Genomic DNA, 14,614 nt, shown 5'->3' with positions numbered 1-14,614 from the left:
GTTCAGACCTTTCAGGAAAACCCCAAAGACCAGACCTTGAAACGTCTTGGTTAAGCTTCGGCGGGCTTCAAACTCTATGAACAGGTACCCTGTCCACAATCACGCACATTGTCGATGATCTGCTGGATACGGTCTGCGCCGATCGCGCCGTGAAGCATGGTGTCGCCGACGATATAGGCAGGGGTTCCGTTCACCCCGATGGAGCTTGCCAGTGCAAAATGCTCCTCAAGGGCTGCTTCGGCCGGAAATTCTGCCATCGCTGCATCGATCTGGGCGTCGTCTACGCCGAAGGCTGCGGCAACAGCGCGCGCACTTTCGTCGGTGGCGCGGTTGCCCGAGCCCATCAATGCGCGGTGGAAATCTTCATACTGATCGGGGTCGACCTTAAAGAAGGCGTAGGAAACGCGCTGCGCGGCCTCCGATTCGGGACCCAGAACAGGGATTTCCTTCAGGATGAAACGCACATCGTCATTGTTGGCGATGATCTCGTCCATATCGCCAAGCGCGCGCCGGCAATAGCCACAATTATAGTCAAAAAACTCGACGACGGTGATCGCGCCATCGGGATTGCCGAGCACAGCGTCGAATTCCGGCTGAAAGATCTTGTCTTGCTTTTCGGCAAGGGCGGCCTGGGCCACCTTTTGCTGCTCTTCGGCCTGCTTCCTCTGAAGCGCGACCTGAACATCCAGTAGCACTTCCGGATTGGTCACCAGATAGTCATGGACCCGCGTGTCGAAGTCATCGCCTGCAGGGGGGCTCTGCTGATTCGCGCGGTTGCGGCGTGGCAAACCCATAAATAGCACCTGTGGTTGCAGCAGCAGACGCGATCGCGGTCGCGAAGATGGCGGCAACGGCGAGCGTCGTTCCCTTAGAAGACATGTTTTCCCCTTCCAGCACGGTAAGATGCGTTTTGCTATGATCCAATTGTGCGCAAAAGGCGGCATTGTCCAGAGCAAAGACCTCAATTATAGCGGGCAGTGTTCAAAATCCCGTTTTTTGACCTCAAGGATTGCGGGCGCCGGGCGAATGGTCCAAGCCCGATAAAACCCCGCAGACCGCGCCGTACCCCTGAAGGAAGAACAGCCATGCCCTCGAAACGCAGCGAAATCGATTCATTTTTGGCCATGGATGTTCTGGCGGAGGCCAATCGCCGGAAGAAGGCGGGCCGCCCTGTGCTTTCGCTCGCTGTCGGCCAACCCTCCCACCCGGCGCCCGACAAGGCGCTTGAGGCTGCGCGCGCGGCACTTGACCACGGCCATCTCGGATATACCGATGCTTTTGGGCTGGCCAGCCTGCGCGAGGCAATTTCGAATGATTACCGCGACCGCATGGGTGTCACCGTTGATCCCGCACGGATTGCGGTGACGACCGGCTCATCGGCGGGCTTCAACCTGGCCTTTCTGGCGCTTTTCGATGCCGGCGACAGCGTGGCGATCGCCAGACCCGGCTATCCGGCCTATCGCAATATCCTCAGGGCGCTCGATCTCAACGTGATCGAGGTCGAGGCGAATGCGGCCCATGAATTTACCCTGACACCGGATGCACTGACCGAGGCTGAGCGCGAACATGGCGTGACCATCAAGGGCGTCCTGCTGGCAAGCCCTGCCAACCCGACCGGGACTGTCACCGGCCGGGCCGCGCTGAAGCGGCTTGCCGACTGGTGCGAGGAACGCGGAACGGCCTTCATCTCTGACGAAATCTATCATGGCCTTGTTTTTTCCGGCGAGGAGGCGACCGCGCTTTCCTTCACCGATGAGGCGATCGTCATCAATTCCTTTTCGAAATACTATTGCATGACCGGCTGGCGCGTCGGCTGGATGGTGCTGCCGGAAAAGCTGGTGCGTGTCTTCGAGCAACTGGCGCAGAACATCTATATCAGCGCGCCTGAGCTTTCGCAGATTGCCGCTGAAGCAGCACTCAAGGCGCGTCCGCAACTCGATGGTTACCGTGAAATCTACAGTGCCAACCGGGATTTTTTGATCAATGCACTTCCCGAGATCGGCCTGCCGATCGTCTCGCCGATGGATGGCGCTTTTTATGCCTATGTCGATGTCAGCGGCCATTCCAATGACAGCATGGCGTTTTCGCGTAAAATGCTTGCTGAGATTGACGTCGCTGCCACTCCAGGCGCTGATTTCGACCCGCTGACAGGCGGGCGTTATCTCCGGCTTTCCTATGCGGGAACCGAGGCCGAAATCCGCCAGGCTGTGGAGCGCATGGGCAACTGGCTGTCGCGCGCGCAGTAAGTCCCGTATTTTTCTGACGGACCACCATCACAGCTGTCACCATCAATGAAAAACGCCGCCGATGCGAACATCGGCGGCGTTTTGCGATCTCTCGCGGACCTCTTCGTTTTCAGAAGAAGCCGCGGCGCTGCCACCAGCCGCGCTTGGGTTTGGTGGCCGGCTCGTCTTCGTTTTCTGAGCCGTTGGAGGTGACCACCGGTTCCGACGTGGTGATATTGGAGCCACGGTTGGCGCGCTTGGTGCTGCCGTCTTCTTCAGCCTCGGAGGCCGCAGGTGCTTCCGTGGGGGCGGGCTCGGCTGCTGCCGTGGCCGCGGTCGTTTCCTCCGTCGCCGTGGGCTCGTCCTTGTCATCAGACGCGGCCTTGGTTTCAGGGGCGGTGTCTTCGTCCGTGTCCGGCTTGGCTGCAGCCGCCGCTACAGGCTGTTCGGTCTCTTGCTCCACAGCCTCGACCTTTTCGGCCTTCGGCTTACGGCGACGACGGGGTTTGCGGCCTTCGATTTCGGCCATCGCCTCGTCTTCCATTGTGGCCGTCGGTTGATCCGCGCTTGCTTCCGCAGTTTCCTCGGTCGGCTTGGACTTTACCGTTTCGGCATCTGCGGCTTCGGTCGCCTCAGATATGGCGGCTTCCTGCTGTTCAGGCACCGCACCGGAGGTTTCACCATCCGACGTTTCGGCTGAAGGCGCCGGGGTCACGTCGGCTGTGGTCTCGGCAGCGTCGTCAGACGCGTCCTGCTGGCCGTTTTCGTCACTGCGATTGCGGCGACCGCCGCGCTTGCCGCGACGGCGTTTGCGACGCGGCTTGTCGCTGTCATCGTCAAGACCGTCCGCGGCGTCCTGCGTGTTTTCGTCAGTGCTGCCGTTGTCGTCGTCCTGCGACAGGTCATCGTCCAGCGCATTGTTGCCGTTCGGCTGGCTGTTGCGGCCGCGACGGCGACGACGCTTGCGGCGCGAACGCCCGCCTTCCTCGTCACCACTGTTGGTTTCGCTGGTGTTGTTTGTTGGCGTGTTGTCGGAAGCATTGTCTTCCGCTTCGTCTGCTTCCGGCGTTTCGACGACCTCGTCTTCCTGCTCTTCAATCAGGTTGAACAGCGCCTCGATCTTCACCGGGTTTTCGACAGGGTCGCGACGGTCGATTTCGAAATGGCTACTCTCAATAGCGCCATCGGCCTCGATGATGATCTCGACACCGAAACGGTTTTCGTAATCAACCACCGTATTGCGCTTCTGGTTGAGCAGGTAGGGCGCAATATCTTGCGTCGTGCGCACGGTGATGTTGTGGGTCGTGTTCTTCAGCAGATATTCCTCGATACCGCGCAGAACATGCAGCGCGACAGAGGACTGTGAAAGAACATGACCGGCGCCACCGCAATGGCTGCACACCTGCGTGGTTGATTCCAGAACGGAAGCGCGGATGCGCTGGCGTGACATCTCCAGCAGGCCGAAATGCGAAATCCGACCGACCTGAATGCGGGCGCGGTCGTTCTTCAGGCATTCCTTGATCTTTTTCTCGACAGCGCGGTTATTGCGCTTTTCTTCCATGTCGATGAAGTCGATGACAACAAGACCGGCAAGGTCGCGCAGCCTGAGCTGGCGCGCCACTTCTTCGGCCGCCTCCAGGTTGGTCTGCAATGCGGTGTCTTCAATCGAGTGCTCACGGGTGGAGCGCCCGGAGTTGACGTCGATGGCGACCAGCGCTTCGGTCTGGTTTATAATCAGATAGCCACCTGATTTCAGCGTCACTTGCGGCTGCAGCATGCGGTCAAGCTGCGCCTCGATGCCGGAGCGCGAATAGATCGGATGGATGTCGCGGTAACGCTGAACCACTTTGGCGTGGCTCGGCATCAGCATTTTCATGAAGTCCTTCGCTTCGCGATATCCTTCATCGCCGGAAACGATGACCTCGCTGATATCCTTGTTGTAAAGGTCGCGAATGGAGCGCTTGATCAGGCTGCCCTCCTCGTAGACGAGGCAGGGCGCCGTCGATGTCAGCGTCATGGAGCGGACATTTTCCCAAAGGCGCATCAGGTATTCGAAGTCGCGCTTGACCTCTGCCTTGGTGCGGTTGGCACCGGCGGTGCGGAGGATCACACCCATGCCCTGCGGCACTTCAAGGCCCTTTGCGACGTCCTTCAGCCGCTTGCGGTCGGCGGGGTTGGTGATCTTGCGCGAAATACCGCCACCGCGTGCCGTGTTTGGCATCAGCACTGAATAGCGGCCTGCAAGCGAGAGATATGTCGTTAGCGCAGCGCCCTTGTTGCCGCGTTCTTCCTTGGCCACCTGCACGAGCAGGATCTGGCGGCGCTTGATGACTTCCTGAATGCGGTACTGTTTGCGCATCCGGCGATGGCCGTTGTCCGGCACTTCTTCCATCGCGTCTTCGGCGCCAACGGATTCGACACTGTCGTCATCATCATCGTCGACGTCTTCGGAAATGGTATCGGCGTCAACCTTGGCGGCCATGTGGGTGGGGCCACCTGAACCTTCGGAACCGTTTGAGCCGTTGTCGTCGGAGCCGCTTTCGGCAGAATTTTCGGCCTCGGAAGCGGTCTCGCCGTCTGCCTTGGCGTCTTTCTTGGCGGTGGGCTTGCGGCGCCTGCGCGGTTTGGCCTTTTGGGGCTCTTCCGGCGCGTCTTCGGTTGCTGGGGCTTCAGATGTGGCCGCGATGTTTTCGCCGCTCTCATCCGTCTCCGCGTTCTGGCTATCGTTGGCAGCCGTAGTTTCGGCCTTTTCGTCGCCGGTTGCCGCGTCAGCATTCTTGCCGCGCGTTTTGGCCCGGCCGCGACGGGTGCGTGGCTTCGGCTTGCCTTCGGCAGCCTGTTCGGAAACTTCCACTGGCTCGCTGACCGACGTATCGCTGTCATCATCGTCGTCATCGTTGGCCTCTCTCAGGAGGGCTTCACGATCGGCAAGTGGAATCTGGTAATAGTCTGGGTGGATCTCGGAGAAGGCCAGGAAACCGTGGCGGTTGCCGCCATAGTCGACAAACGCAGCCTGAAGAGAGGGTTCGACCCGCGTGACCTTTGCAAGATAGATGTTGCCGCGCAGCTGTTTCTTATGCTGCGATTCGAAATCGAACTCCTCTATACGATTTCCACGAACAACGACGACGCGTGTCTCTTCTTCATGAGAGGCGTCGATGAGCATTTTGTCTGCCATTTATGATGAGCTCCTCGGCGCAGTCGCTTACCGGCTCCCGAAAGGACTTCAGTCCTGCTTCGGAAACGGTCAGTTGCGGATGCGCCGGATGAAATTTCGCTCGACCGGTGCAACGAAACGCAGGCGGCTGCTTCTCGAATCAGTCTTCCACCTTTGGTCAGGGTGGAGGCCGAGGGAAGAAATGGACGCTTCATTCTCATATAAAACCAGTCGAAACCAACTTTGACGAGCCTCTGTTGAGAGGCGATGAATATGCTCCGTGGGGGTTACCAAAGAGCAATGAGCCTTACGCCGCAACGTTTTCGTAAAATACGTATACCGGCGAAGATATTCTGTTCGGTGGTGGGAAAAGACGGCGGACGATCCGTTGCTCCATATGGCGCCAATCATCTTGAGACCGGCTGCCGTTGCGCGCATCTGTCCCGTCATAAATCTCCACCTATACACATTAGTATGTATTCCATGCTGCAATAGCAAGAAAAAACCAATCACCCGTTATATTTGAGCACATCACGAATCACAGTCAATTTGACCGTGGGCAGGCAGGCGAAGAAGGCCCGGTCACGCCGCCGAAAAATCATAGCGGCTCGTCTGGCGGCCACTTTTTTGCCATGTCGCCGGCGTTATTGGCGCTGGCCCTTGGCGCGTGCTTGCTATTAACGTGCTGCACGGAATAATTGCACCTTGACGCGAGGGGCTTTGCACAGAATGAGGGGTTGCATGACGGGACACAACGCGGTCGGTGCCGGCGGTCTGTTCAATCAGGCATGGTTTGCCATTCTTACTGTTCTGGCCGTGGCCGGTTCTTTTTTGTTGTTGCTGGTGCTGACCATGGTTTTACCTGCGCCGGCTCGTGCCGCAGAGGATAGTGCCGCACCGCTCATTGCCTACAATGCGCTGCTCGTGGGCGACGACGCGCGCGCGCGGCTGGTGATCGATTTCGATCGCCCGCCTGAATTCAGCTATCACTATCTGAAGGATCCGGCCCGCCTTGTCATCACGCTGCCCAGCACGGCTTTCGGCTTTTCGGGCGATTCTGTTGAGCCGCGCGGCCTGGTTAGCGATGTCCGCTACGGGGCCACCGGCCCGGGCCAGTCGCGCATTGTGCTGTCGGCGCGCGAGCCGATCCAGATGACACTCGCAGAGGTGCGGGAAGACACGGGTTCCGGTGCCCGGCTCGTGATCGACCTGGCGATTGCCGGCGAGGACAGCTTTGAGGCGCTTCTTGAAGGCCAGCGCCCCGACCCTGGCGATTTCTTCTCCGATACGCCGCAAACAGTCGGCGAGGACAGGTATGTCGTGGCGATCGATGCCGGACATGGCGGCGTTGATACCGGGGCAATCGGTGAAGACACAAAGACACTCGAGAAGACCATTACGCTCGACTTTGCCCGCGCCTTTGCGCAGCGGCTTGCCGAGGTGCCTGGGATTGAGCCGTTTCTGACGCGGGATTCCGACACATACCTGTCGCTGACCCGGCGTGTCGAACTGGCGCGCCAGCACGGTGCTGACCTGTTTATTTCACTCCACGCTGATTCCCTGGACCAGCCCGATATCTCCGGCGCGACGGTCTACACGCTCTCTGACCGGGCCTCCGACCGGCTTGCTGCCGCCCTTGCGCGGCGCGAGAACCTGTCTAACGAAATCATGGGCCTGAATGCCGCCGACGAACCCGAAGAGGTTACCGACATCCTGCTTGACCTGACACGGCGGGAGACACAGAGCTTTTCCGTTTCGCTTGCCGATACGGTTGTGGCTTCGTTTGAAGGCCAGATCGGATTGATCAACAACCCGCACAGGTTTGCCGGGTTTATGGTGCTGCGTGCGCCGGATATTCCTTCGGTCCTGCTCGAAATCGGCTTCCTCTCCAATCCTGAGGATGAAAAGCGCATGCTCGACCCGGACTGGCGTGACCGGCTGGTGGAGCGGCTGGTGGATGCCGTGCGCCGCTACCGTACCCCTCTGGTCTCCGGTGGCGGATGAGCAACACCGCCGACGAGGATGGGTTGATCGGCGAAGCAACGTTTTAGCTGCGTCGCAAAAAGCGCACATTCGTTGTAAAAAAGTGATCGGGGTGTTTTCATCGCAGCGTTGGAGCGGTATCTGCGATGATCTCGAAAATGCGCCGACCAGAACAGATGCAGAGCCGTGCGTAAGCGTGCTCAATGTTAGCCTCTCCAGAGACAGGACCAAACAGACGTGAATGTGATCAAGTTCATCGGATATCTTTTTGGCCTCGCCTGCGCGCTTTTCGTCGTGGTGGCAGTGGGGCTCGGGGTCTATCTGAACAATGTCGCCAAGGATTTGCCGGATTACGAGGTGCTGGCGCAATACACGCCGCCGGTCACGACCCGCGTTTATGCCGGTAATGGCGAGCTGATGGCCGAATATGCCCATGAGCGCCGCCTGTTCCTGCCGATCGATGCCATTCCGATGCGTGTGCGCGGTGCCTTCCTGTCGGCTGAAGACAAGAATTTCTATTCGCATCCCGGCGTCGATGTTGTGGGGCTTGGCCGTGCGATCATCACCAATGTGCGCAATATGGGTACCGGCCGCCGTCCCGTCGGCGCTTCGACCATCACCCAGCAGGTCGCCAAGAATTTTCTTCTGAGCTCCGACCAGACGATTGAACGCAAGGTCAAGGAAGCGATCCTCTCCTTCCGCATCGAGCAGGCCTATTCCAAGGACACGATACTCGAACTTTACCTCAACGAGGTCTATTTCGGCCTCAATGCCTATGGCGTGGCCGATGCGGCGCTGACCTATTTTGACAAGCCAGTTTCCGACCTGACTGTCGCCGAGAGCGCCTATCTTGCCGCGGTTCTCAAAGGTCCGGCCAATTATGATCCCTACCGCCACCCCGATGCAGGCATAGAGCGGCGCAACTGGGTGATCAGCCGGATGGCGGAAAACGGCTACATCACCGCCGAGGAAGCTGAAATTGCCCGGGCAGAGCCGCTGGGCGTTGTCTCTACTCACAAGAACCGTCCGATCGCGGGGGACGAGTATTACGCCGAGGCTGTGCGGCGTGAACTGAAGGACGAGTACGGCGAGGAAATGCTTTATGAAGGCGGCCTGTCGGTTCGGACCTCGCTCGACCCGAAGATGCAGTCCTATGCGCAGAAAGCCTTGCGTGACGGCTTGATCCGCTATGATGAGGCTGCCGGTTTCAGAGGCCCGATCGCAGAGGCGTCGATTTCCGGCGACTGGGGTCCTGAACTGGCCAAGATGCCCCCTCTGTGGGATGTGCCCGACTGGAATATCGCGGTAGTGCTCGGCGTCAGTGCCGATGGTGCCGACATCGGCATCCGTCCGCCCATTGACGTCGGTGGCCGGGTCGACAACGCCCGCAATACCGGCTTCATTTCCGCAGACAATATGAAATGGGCCTATCGCTTCCTGAAAAAGGGCAAGAAGAACGCGACCAGCCCGGAGGGCGTCCTCAAGCCGGGGGATGTCGTCTATGTCGAAGCGACCGGCGAGGGCGATGCCTACCGTCTGCGGCAGGTGCCCAAGGTACAGGGCGGCCTCGTCGCAATGGACCCTGATACTGGACGTGTTGTTGCAATGGTGGGCGGGTTCGCGTTCGCGGAAAGCCAGTTTAACCGCGCTACCCAGGCGATGCGTCAGCCCGGATCGTCGTTCAAGCCGTTTGTCTACGCTGCGGCGCTCGACAATGGCTATTCGCCGGCGTCGGTGATCATGGACGCACCGATCGAGATCGAATCGGGTGGCGAATTGTGGCAGCCTCAGAACTATGCTGGCGGTTTTTCCGGGCCGCAGACGCTCAGAACCGGCATCGAAAAATCCAAGAACCTGATGACTGTGCGTCTGGCCAATGACCTCGGCATGGACGTCGTGGCGGACTACGCAGAGCGTTTCGGGATCTACGACCAGATGTCGCCGGTGTTGGCCATGTCGCTTGGCTCCGGGGAGACGACCGTGATGCGCATGGTGTCGGCCTATGCCGTTATCGCCAATGGCGGCAAGCAGGTCAATCCGACGCTGATCGACCGTATACAGGACCGTTACGGCGAAACCATCTTCAAGCATGAGGACCGGATCTGCGAGAACTGTGATGCGGCCGAATGGAACGGACAGGCCGAACCGATCCTGATCGACACGCGCGAACAGGTGCTTGATCCGATGACGGCCTATCAGATCACCTCAATGATGGAGGGCGTCGTCCAGCGCGGCACGGCGGCCAGCGCCGTCAACCTCGACCGTCCGGTCGCCGGCAAAACCGGCACCACCAATGACGAGAAGGATGCCTGGTTTGTTGGCTTCACACCGAATCTCGTTGCCGGCCTGTATATCGGCTTCGATCAGCCCCAGACCCTTGGCCGCCACGGAACTGGCGGCGGTCTCGCCGCGCCGATCTTCAACACCTTCATGACCAACGCGCTGAAGCAGTTGCCCAAGGAAAACTTCATCGAGCCGGAAGGCATGACCAATGTGCTGGTCAACCGCTCGACCGGCATGCGAGCCGGCGGTTCCGGCCCCGGGGTGATCCTGGAATCCTTCAAACCCGGAACCGGGCCGGCCCAAGCGCTCGATATCATTGATATGAGCGGCTACGTCCCGCCGGCGCAGATTCTCAAGGATTCGAATCAGGCCAACAAGGCGATCTCGACCGGTTCCAGCGGCCTTTACTGAGCCGCGGCCCGATGGGCGAGGCGGGGTTTACATCCGCGCCTCGCGCCCTTATTCACCGGCTCAAACACATTTTTCAAAGAAGCAGAAAGAACCATGCGCGCGGAAATCGAAGGTATTGTCGACGAAACCAAGCAGGCTATAACCCTGCTGAGGAGGCATCTTTGACTGGGATCAGGCAATCAAACGGCTGGACTGGCTGAACAACAGAGCGGAAGACCCCGATATCTGGAATGATGCGAGCGAAGCCCAGAAGCTGATGCGCGAACGCCAGCTTCTCGATGACGGCATTTCCTCCGTTCGTCGGATTGAAACGGAGCTTTCCGACAATATCGAGATGATCGAGCTCGGTGAGGAGGAAGGCGACGACGAGGTTGTGAAGGACGCCGAGGACAGCCTGAAGCGCCTTCTCGCGGAAGCTGAGCGTCAGCAGGTCGAGGCCATGCTGTCCGGTGAGGCCGATTCCAACGATGCCTATCTTGAGGTCCATTCCGGTGCCGGCGGCACGGAAAGTCAGGACTGGGCCAACATGCTGTTGCGGATGTATATCCGCTGGGCCGAGAGTCAGGGCTTCAAGGTCGAGGTGATGGAAGTCCATGACGGGGAAGAGGCAGGCATCAAGTCTGCGACCATCCACGTCAAGGGCCACAATGCCTATGGCTGGCTGAAGACCGAATCGGGCGTGCACCGTCTGGTGCGGATCTCTCCCTATGACAGCAATGCGCGGCGTCACACGTCGTTTTCGTCGGTCTGGACCTATCCGGTGATTGATGATTCAATCGATATCGAGGTTTCCGAAAGCGACTGCCGGATCGATACCTACCGCGCATCCGGTGCCGGTGGGCAGCACGTCAACACCACCGATTCGGCCGTTCGCATCACTCATATTCCGACAGGGATTGTGGTTCAGTGCCAGCAGGAGCGCTCGCAGCACAAGAACCGGGCCAAGGCCTGGGATATGCTCAGGGCCCGCCTCTATGAAGCCGAGTTGCAGAAACGTGAGGAGGCGGCCAACAAGGAAGCGGCCTCCAAGACCGATATCGGCTGGGGTCACCAGATCCGCTCCTATGTTCTCCAGCCCTATCAGTTGGTCAAGGACCTGAGGACGGGCGTCGAAAGCACGGCGCCGTCGGATGTTCTGGACGGTGCGCTTGGCCCGTTCATGGAGGCCGCTCTTGCCCACCGGATCGAGGGTGGCGCAGGCGCTTCTGTCGAGGACATAGACTGACCGCCAGTTGATCATACTTCCAAAGAAAAAGGCCGCTTCGGATATCCGAAGCGGCCTTTTTCTTTGGCGTTCGTTGCTGGTTAGCGCAGAGCCTGCAGCAATTGCGGAGTTGGCCAGCCGTCTGCCGGCATGCCGAGCTGCATCTGAACCGAGCGGACCGCATCGCGGGTACCGGCGCCGAGAATGCCGTCGATCTTGCCGACGTCGAATCCCTTGCGCGACAAGGCCGTCTGAAGCTGTTTCATCTGGCTGTCTGAAAGCCCCCGTTCGGGGTTGCCCTTGTTGTAAGCCGCAGCACCTTCAAACCGGGTCGCGAAATAGGCAACCGAGGTGGTGTAGATGAACGACTGGTTCCATTCCAGATAGACGTTGAAATTCGGATAGGCCAGGAACGTCGGGCCGAAGCGGCCCTGCGGCATCAAAAGCGCGGTCGGCAGATTGGAAAAACGGGTATTGCCGTCGCGCGGCTGAACGCCGAGCTTGAACCACTGGCCTGCCGTCAGGCCGCCACCGAACCCGGTTTTGTCCCAGGGCAGATCCTTGGGAATGATGACCTCCTGGATCCATGGCTCACCGGAGCGCCAGCCGAGGCTGCGGATGAAGTTGGCGGCTGTCAGTAGCGCATCGGGCGAGCTCTTCTTGACGCGCACATGGCCGTCACCGTCGCCGTCAACGCCGTAGCGGATGATGTCTTCGGGCAGCATCTGCACCTGACCGAGTTCGCCGGCCCAAGCGCCGGTCTCGGTCGCCGGATTGAAATCACCGTGCTGGGTCATCTCTATCAGCGCCAGAAGCTGCGGGCGGAAGATGTGCGGGCGACGGCAGTCATAGGAAAGCGTCACCAGCGCGTTGCGGGTGTTGAAATCGCCCTGGACGGCGCCGAAATCGGTTTCCATTGCCCAGAATGCGGTCAGCACGCCGGCAGGCACACCGAATTCGCGGCGGGCGCGGTCGAATGTGCTGGCATATTGCTGGATCTTCCGCTTGCCGGTGTTCAACCGCGAGGTGCTGCCGGTGCGCTGGGAAAATTCCAGAAAGGTCTGCTTGAAGACGCCCTGGGCGCGGTCACGGTTGAGCACGCTCTGGCTCACCGAAGCACCGGATAACACGGCATCGGCGGCACTTGGCGAAAGGCCGCGCTGAACGGCCTCGGATTTTACGCCTGAAAGAAAGCGCGAAAAATCGCCGCCGCATTGCTGTGCAGCAGCGGAGCCGGCGAAAAGTGATGTGAGACCGGCGGCAACCACAACCGCTCGGAGGGTCCTAGAAATCATGGGCGTCTCCTCAAAAAAACGACGGCCAGCCTTGGCCGGCGGGCGCACAAAATCGCTCCGCAACTTATATCAGACCACCTAAGCTTTCATTAAGACCGGTCTGAAGCAACCCTTGCGCTTGATCGAGGCCTGCTGTGCGCCGCTGCGTTCACGCCAGTTTGATGACGCCATGCCAGGCGTAGCCGCGTCCGATCGTGTCAAAATGGAACTGTGCACCGCGTGCTGCTGCCTCGCCCTGCAGCACGGCATGGAGCTTGGCGCGGGGCGTGACATGAAAGCGCGCCAGCCAATGCTGAAGGCTCCCGCGGAACCAGCGGGGGAGGCCTTCCTGTTGTCCGAAATCGACGACGTGCAACTCACCGTCGTCATTGAGCGCATCGAGAGCCGCTTCGACTGCCAGACGCCACTGCGGTATCATCGATAGCGCATAGGAAATTGCGATCCGGTCGAAGCCGTCAACTCCGAACCGCGCGGGCTTGAATTCGCAGGCATCGGCGGCCGCGAAGAGCGGCGGCGTTGAACTGGCTTTGAAATGCGCCCGCGCAGTCCCCAGCATTTCCTCGGATATGTCGAGGCCGTACAGGCGCGCTTCGGGCAGGCGCGCTGCCAGCTTTCTCAGGTTTCGCCCTGTGCCACAAGCGATCTCGAGCACGGAGCCACCGGGCGCAACGCTTACGCCATCGATCATCCTGTCACGGCCGAAGAGGTAGTATTTCCGGGTCAGGTCATAGATGTGCCGCTGATAGCGGTACATGGCATCCATCGCTGCGGCCTGATCGTGTAATGTTTCGGTTGGCTGTGTCCCGGCCATTTCAGACTTTCTCATAGATGTGGAAGCCGCCGTAAATCGCGGAGCGATCGAGCGCCGCAAGCTCGCGGGATGTCTTTTCGAGATAGCGCCACTGCGCCTCGGTCTCCGGCGTCAGCCGGCCGTCGATCACGGATGGCTCCGCGGCGGTACGAAAGATGACGCGGGCGCTTGGTCGCGCCGTGCGGGTGATCTCTCGCCACAGATCGTTGAGTTGCGCGTCGTTCATCCAGTCCTGCGCGTCGAGCAGCACGTAGCGATCGACGCTGTTGTCGGGCTTGCCGCAAAGAAGTTCGGTAAAACTCGCGTGATGAACTGTCGCCCGCACCGCATTTTCGCGGATCAGAGGGAACGCCGCCGCCTGCAGATATGTCGGCATCGGTCCGCAACCGTTATCCGGATAGCTGCGGGCGAAGGCCTGCCAGGCGAAATAGTTGTCTTTCAGCGAGAAATGACAGGCGAGTTTTTCCAGGCGCTGACACAGCACGGACGCCAGCGTGCCGTCAGTGCTGGCGCGGGCAAGTTCATCGTACTGGCGGGGCGGGATGCCAAGGCCGAACAGCGATGACTTGCGCGACGTCGTCCAGCGGATCAGCGGTTTGTCGAACAGCGGCGCGATCTTTTCCTGAAAGATGCGCCGCTGTTCGCGCATCGATGTGGCTTCGGCCAGTTCGGATATTCGAACGCCATGGAGGCGGGCAACCATGTGTCCGGTGCCGATGAAGTGACCGAGCAGTCCGGTGCGATAGATGTTGCGCTCGAAAACGCTGATGCGCCGGCGGCCAAGACTGTCGCGGCTTTCCCAGTATTTCCGGGTGTCCGGGTCAAGATGGCGCGCGATGTGGCTATCATAGTCGCGCACGCTCCCTTTGGCGCCATTACCGAACAGCCGCAGCACAGCCGCATGATCCGGGAGGTGGGTGAACGCTGTCAGTTTCAGCCGGTTGAGCGCGATATGATGGCTGTTGAGATCGACAACGTCGATGTGTTCCGGCGCGCGGGTGAGATAGGCCAGCACATTGCAACCGCCCGAGCCGATGGTGACGACCCGGTGTTCCGGCCCGAGCACCATCGCCGCGATATCGACGTCGGGATCCTCCCAGATCTGAGGGTAGACGAGGCCCGAAAACAACAGGCCAAAGAGCCGCTCTGACAGGCCCTCTTTTGTAAGCGCGCGATGCTGGAGCAATGCCGCATTCAGCGGGCGTCCACCTGTTTTGCGAAGTTCTTCCTCGGCAACGCTCATTT

8 protein-coding genes and 1 pseudogene are annotated in these 14,614 nt (G+C 59.8%); 4 read left to right on the top strand and 5 right to left on the bottom strand.

All coding sequences use genetic code 11. The annotated features are described in order from the left end of the window. Positions 1–74: 74 nt before the first annotated feature. On the bottom strand, positions 75–794 hold the full coding sequence (locus AC0L7L_RS10210; protein WP_473508830.1) for a DsbA family protein: 720 nt from the start codon (positions 792–794) through the stop codon (positions 75–77). Between the two features lie 291 nt (positions 795–1,085). Here AC0L7L_RS10210 and AC0L7L_RS10205 point away from each other — a divergent pair, with 291 nt between their 5' ends. After that, positions 1,086–2,246: a pyridoxal phosphate-dependent aminotransferase gene (locus AC0L7L_RS10205; RefSeq protein WP_473508828.1), complete on the top strand. Its 1,161-nt coding sequence runs from the start codon at positions 1,086–1,088 to the stop codon at positions 2,244–2,246. Positions 2,247–3,266: 1,020 nt separating this feature from the next. Here the strand turns inward: AC0L7L_RS10205 and AC0L7L_RS10200 are convergent. Then, positions 3,267–5,403: pseudogene (locus AC0L7L_RS10200) on the bottom strand (Rne/Rng family ribonuclease); the annotation flags it as partial. A 720-nt stretch (positions 5,404–6,123) separates the two neighbouring features. Here AC0L7L_RS10200 and AC0L7L_RS10195 point away from each other — a divergent pair. The 3 genes from AC0L7L_RS10195 (at position 6,124) to prfB (ending at position 11,284) form a co-directional block, all read left to right on the top strand. After that, complete coding sequence (locus AC0L7L_RS10195; protein WP_473508825.1) at positions 6,124–7,386, top strand: N-acetylmuramoyl-L-alanine amidase; 1,263 nt, start codon at positions 6,124–6,126, stop codon at positions 7,384–7,386. A gap of 222 nt (positions 7,387–7,608) precedes the next feature. Beyond that, entirely contained in the window at positions 7,609–10,059 is a 2,451-nt protein-coding gene (locus tag AC0L7L_RS10190; protein ID WP_473513873.1) for a penicillin-binding protein 1A, read from the top strand. A gap of 93 nt (positions 10,060–10,152) precedes the next feature. Beyond that, positions 10,153–11,284 (top strand): peptide chain release factor 2 gene (gene prfB, locus AC0L7L_RS10185; RefSeq protein ID WP_272211782.1). Its coding sequence is split into 2 segments (ribosomal slippage): positions 10,153–10,221 and positions 10,223–11,284, totalling 1,131 coding nucleotides; the frame shifts between segments, so codons are not numbered across the junction. An 80-nt stretch (positions 11,285–11,364) separates the two neighbouring features. Here the strand turns inward: prfB and AC0L7L_RS10180 are convergent. The 3 genes from AC0L7L_RS10180 to AC0L7L_RS10170 form a co-directional block, all read right to left on the bottom strand. After that, positions 11,365–12,558 carry a lytic murein transglycosylase gene (locus AC0L7L_RS10180; protein ID WP_473508821.1) on the bottom strand — a complete coding sequence of 398 codons (1,194 nt, stop codon included), beginning with the start codon at positions 12,556–12,558 and terminating at the stop codon, positions 11,365–11,367. A gap of 148 nt (positions 12,559–12,706) precedes the next feature. Then, on the bottom strand, positions 12,707–13,369 hold the full coding sequence (locus tag AC0L7L_RS10175) for a class I SAM-dependent methyltransferase (RefSeq protein WP_473508819.1): 663 nt from the start codon (positions 13,367–13,369) through the stop codon (positions 12,707–12,709). A gap of 1 nt (position 13,370) precedes the next feature. Further along, positions 13,371–14,612, bottom strand: coding sequence for a BtaA family protein (locus AC0L7L_RS10170; protein ID WP_473508816.1), 1,242 nt, complete (start codon positions 14,610–14,612; stop codon positions 13,371–13,373). Between the last annotated feature and the right edge of the window lie 2 nt (positions 14,613–14,614).

The sequence above is a fragment of the Martelella sp. K41-7 genome (assembly GCF_055808365.1).
Note: the sequence above shows the minus strand (reverse complement) of the source record. Positions and strands in the feature narration are given on the sequence as shown.

Bases quoted from the DNA above. Each gene is read 5' to 3' on its own strand.
- AC0L7L_RS10210 (WP_473508830.1), bottom strand. From the start codon at position 794: ATGGGTTTGCCACGCCGCAACCGCGCGAATCAGCAGAGCCCCCCTGCA.
- AC0L7L_RS10205 (WP_473508828.1), top strand. From the start codon at position 1,086: ATGCCCTCGAAACGCAGCGAAATCGATTCATTTTTGGCCATGGATGTT.
- AC0L7L_RS10195 (WP_473508825.1), top strand. From the start codon at position 6,124: ATGACGGGACACAACGCGGTCGGTGCCGGCGGTCTGTTCAATCAGGCA.
- AC0L7L_RS10180 (WP_473508821.1), bottom strand. From the start codon at position 12,558: ATGATTTCTAGGACCCTCCGAGCGGTTGTGGTTGCCGCCGGTCTCACA.
- AC0L7L_RS10175 (WP_473508819.1), bottom strand. From the start codon at position 13,369: ATGGCCGGGACACAGCCAACCGAAACATTACACGATCAGGCCGCAGCG.
- AC0L7L_RS10170 (WP_473508816.1), bottom strand. From the start codon at position 14,612: ATGAGCGTTGCCGAGGAAGAACTTCGCAAAACAGGTGGACGCCCGCTG.